This window comes from Priestia sp. KCTC 13724, from assembly GCF_056820425.1.
Genome location: NZ_JBXDLD010000062.1, coordinates 1 through 4,286, shown reverse-complemented (window position 1 = coordinate 4,286; position 4,286 = coordinate 1). Strand labels below are relative to the sequence as shown.

Genomic DNA, 4,286 nt, shown 5'->3' with positions numbered 1-4,286 from the left:
GCAAAGATAAAATTACTGAAAATTTAGATTTTTATAAAGCGCTGAATTGTTTTAATGCAACACTAGTGAGCTTAAATTCCATAATAAAAAGAAGCAAAAATGTAGCTTTGCTTCTTTCGTATCGCTTCATTATGTTGTAACGGTTGTTGAGGAAGCCGGTGTAAAGTTAACAACCTCTACAATAACAGGCGTTCCTGTTAAAATTGATCCGCCTATTGGTACATCAACTGCTACTGAGCCTACGCCCGTAGCACCAGGTGTGTAAGTCAATAACCCTTCCATCTGTAATAAACCATTGATGTACACTTGATAATAGCTATTGTTGCTTTCTAGTGCAGGAAGTGTCGTTGCTGCTGAGCCATCATCTAAAAAAAGTCAGCAGCATCGATTGTTAACGTGCCTCCTCCATCCGTTTGTGCAGTCGTAACGTAGAATAACTTTGTATTAACGGGGCTTACGGTTGTAACTGTTGTAGCAGAAGCTAAAATTTTCATAATTTGCAATGCCATCTTCTTTGTCCCTCATTTCACTGATTCATCTTTTCATTCATAGTATATGGCACAGTAATACAAGTTGTGAGGGACAGACATCTTATCTTTAAAATAAAATTAAACCTCAGCTTTTTTAACCTTCACGGCTTCATCTGTTGGTTTGATTGCCTTAAGGACAATGATAGCCCCAATTGCACTAACAAATAAAGACATTTGGAAAACAGCCATATCTGACCATTTCATTAACAATGTATACAATGGGGGTCCGGCAGCGACTCCAACAAAGCGCATGGAACTGTATATTGACGTAATTGTACCTCGCTCTTCTTTCTCAATGCCTTCCGTAATTAAAGCATCTAGACTTGGGAGAGCAACACCTATTCCGATACCGCCAATTACAAGCGTTATGATACTCATGACGATCGAGGTATTAAAGAATAAGATGGGAAAAGAGCAAGTTAATAGAAGAAATCCAAAGAATGAACACCATTTCATCACAACTTTATTCTTACCAATTTTCTTTCCAGCAACATAAGAGGCAATGGATAGTGCAAGCAATGGAATGGCCATAACAAAGCCTTTTTTTGTATTGATAATGTCGTATCTCTCTTCTAGAATTGTTGATAAATAAAAGAGCATTCCAAATAAAACAAGCATGATAATAGCACCTAAAATAAAAATGGCTAACAGCCAGCGAATATTCTTATGAAGAGTACCCTTCACATTTTTAATGAAATCTTTAATGTTTTGTTTCTTTGTATCCGATGATCCTGACTTAGGAGTTTTCACCAAAAAGAGAACAAGTAAGATGGACAATAAACAAAGAATAGGAATAAACCAAAACGGTAAAAACCAAATAAAAGAGGCTAAGAATGAACCTAAAATGGGGCTTAATACTTTACCAAACGTGTTAGCCGTTTCAATTAACCCTAACCCTTTCGTTACTTCCTGTTCGTCCTCAAACATATCCCCTACACAAGGAATCACTACTGGCATGGCACCGGCTGAACCAATCCCCTGAACGGCTCGCCCAATTAGAATAATCCAAAACGGGCTATCCATTTGCCATGAAGCCCACCCCGTAATTGCTCCACCTATCCCTGCTAAAATTAGACTGGGAATGATGACTTTTTTTCGTCCAAAGCGATCTGATAAATAGCCAGCAATTGGAATCAAAAAAATAGCAAATATTGAGTACACGGTAATAATCATTGAGACCTGCATAGAACTGATTTTCAACTGCTTTTCAATGATTGGCAAAACAGGTATGAGCATGGAGTTCCCCAGTGTCATAATAAGCGGAACCGATGCAAGCGCAAGCAAGTCCATTTTTTTTCTACTTTCCATAGCAGCCTCCAGGTAGCGTGATGCTAAACAATTTTAAGCATTTGCCAAACAATGCATATCTATATTTTTTTGCTATTTTATCATTTCCTATTCATGCATAAATCACAATCCTATGATTTAACCATCCCTTGTGTATCAAACCTTTTTAAAAGATTAATCACTCATTTTTTATTCATAAATTATCAAAGTTCGGACAAGATAAAAGAGGAAAAACTCAAAAACCTCTTTTATTTTTCGATAAAAACTATTATATTTAAGTTGTCGTAAGACGTTAGAAGTCTGACGACAACTTGCTAAAAACATAAAGAAAAGGTGGAGAATATGAATTTCCTTTGGGGTCTATTAGGTATTGCATTTATCTTTTTGGTAGCGTTTTTATTATCCAGTAATAAAAACGCAATCAAACCTCGTACGATATTAGTCGGCTTAGCCATTCAAGTTCTATTTGGATTTATCGTCTTAAAATGGAACGTTGGCCGAGCAGCTTTAGAAAAAGTAACAACTGCTGTCCAAAACGTTGTAAACTATGCAAATGAAGGGATTTCCTTCTTGTTTGGTACACTGTCGGATGCAAGTCAGCCTACTGGGTTTATCTTTGCATTTAATGTATTAACGTTAATTATCTTCTTCTCTTCTTTAATTGCGGTTCTATATCATCTAGGAATCATGCAGATTATTATTAAGTTCCTTGGTGGCGGATTAGCCAAACTACTAGGAACAAGCCAAACGGAATCTTTATCTGCCGCAGCGAATATTTTCGTTGGTCAAACGGAAGCACCGTTAGTTATTCGACCATACTTGCCAAAAATGACAAGATCAGAGCTTTTTGCCGTTATGACGGGTGGTCTAGCATCAGTTGCTGGTTCAGTATTATTTGGATATGCAGCTTTAGGTGTACCAATCGAATATTTATTAGCAGCAAGCTTTATGGCTGCTCCAGCCGGATTAATTATGGCCAAAATGATCATTCCAGAAACAGAAAAGACGTCAACAGCTGAAGGCATTGCAATGGAAAAAGATAAAGATACGGTTAATGTGATTGATGCAGCTGCTCGCGGAGCATCTGACGGGTTAAAGCTTGCATTAAACGTAGGAGCAATGCTACTTGCATTCATCGCACTGATTGCATTGTTAAATGGACTTTTGTCTGGAATTGGAAGCCTTTTTAATCTTGAAAACTTTACGCTTGACACCATTTTAGGGTTTGTGTTTGCACCGATTGCGTTTGTTATTGGTGTCCCTTGGAGTGAGGCCGTACAAGCTGCTGGTTTCATCGGACAAAAGTTTGTGTTGAATGAATTTGTAGCGTACTCTTCTTTTGCTCCACAGATTGATCAGCTTTCTGATAAAACGGTCGCTGTTGTCAGCTTTGCACTATGTGGGTTTGCTAACCTATCTTCACTTGCTATTTTATTAGGTGGTTTAGGAAACATGGCTCCAAGCCGTCGCCCAGAAATCGCACGTTTAGGATTCCGTGCTATTCTTGCTGGTACATTAGCTAACTTATTAAGCGCAGCAATCGCAGGTATGTTTATTTAATAGCAAAAGGTGAGACGAATTCGTCTCACCTTTTTAAATCACATCATCATGATACATAAATTGTTTATCAATAATATGTTCAATGTAAATTGTCGTTAACTCACTCTTCTTAACATGAGCGACAATCAAACCTAGCGGATCTCCAATTGTAAAGCTCGTACCATTATGAAATGTAAGCAGTTTTTCATCCAAATGAAGAACGCGCTTATAGATTTTTTCTCTTTCAATATCAGTCCTTTTTTTGGATGCTTCTGTCGTTGAAAACAAAACGATAATTTCATTTCCTTTCACTTGTGTACGGTACACAGCTCTCACTCCTTATCGACAATTAACCTGATAATAAACAGAATTTTTCGATATCTATTTTCATTATACCTCTAAAACAAAGATTAGTAAATACACCCATAATATTACAGATATTTAAATCATTATGTATATCAGTGAAAAAAGCACTCTTTTTATCGCGGTCACTTTACGATGAAAAGAGTGCTCTTCCTCTGTTACAACCTTATTGCTTTGCCTCAGTTAACTGCTGCTCACAAGCTTTTAAATCCGCCATGCACTTTTGAAGAAACTCTTCGTCTACGCCCGTTGCGTTTGCCTGTGCCGCTTCTAATTCTGTGCGCGCGTTTGCTAGAGCTTCTGTTGCTTCACTAAGCTGCTGTGGACTCATGCTCATCGTTGCAGTTCCAATCATTTTTTGCGCCGATTGAATAGAGACTTGAGCTTGTTGCAAATCATTATAACCTGTTGTTACGTCTTGCTTTGAAAAGTTATTCATTCGGAAAACACCTCCTGTAGATAGGATAAAGCAAGACGAAAAAAATTATACAGAACTACTCACTAGTGTCGCATTAAAATAATTCAACGCTTTATAAAAATCTAAATTTTCAGCAATTTTATCTTTGC

General features: G+C 37.4%; 4 protein-coding genes and 1 pseudogene. 1 reads left to right on the top strand and 4 read right to left on the bottom strand.

Translation table 11 applies throughout. The features are described from left to right. Positions 1–129 precede the first annotated feature (129 nt). Together AC1UFB_RS09315 and bcbE are read right to left on the bottom strand one after the other, a co-directional pair. Positions 130–509, bottom strand: a pseudogene (locus AC1UFB_RS09315) (DUF4183 domain-containing protein). Positions 510–608: 99 nt separating this feature from the next. Beyond that, positions 609–1,838, bottom strand: a complete 1,230-nt coding sequence (gene bcbE, locus AC1UFB_RS09310) for a bacillibactin exporter BcbE (RefSeq protein ID WP_482589050.1) — start codon at positions 1,836–1,838, stop codon at positions 609–611. A gap of 321 nt (positions 1,839–2,159) precedes the next feature. On the opposite strand from bcbE, the gene AC1UFB_RS09305 reads away from it, so the two are divergent. Beyond that, on the top strand, positions 2,160–3,377 hold the full coding sequence (locus tag AC1UFB_RS09305; RefSeq protein WP_025908202.1) for a NupC/NupG family nucleoside CNT transporter: 1,218 nt from the start codon (positions 2,160–2,162) through the stop codon (positions 3,375–3,377). Between the two features lie 33 nt (positions 3,378–3,410). Here AC1UFB_RS09305 and AC1UFB_RS09300 read toward each other — a convergent pair whose 3' ends face one another. Together AC1UFB_RS09300 and AC1UFB_RS09295 are read right to left on the bottom strand one after the other, a co-directional pair. Next, positions 3,411–3,683 (bottom strand): hypothetical protein, encoded by a 273-nt coding sequence (locus AC1UFB_RS09300; RefSeq protein WP_035320105.1) that lies wholly within the window; start codon positions 3,681–3,683, stop codon positions 3,411–3,413. A 202-nt stretch (positions 3,684–3,885) separates the two neighbouring features. Beyond that, entirely contained in the window at positions 3,886–4,158 is a 273-nt protein-coding gene (locus tag AC1UFB_RS09295; protein ID WP_100347499.1) for a DUF2564 family protein, read from the bottom strand. Positions 4,159–4,286: the final 128 nt, after the last annotated feature.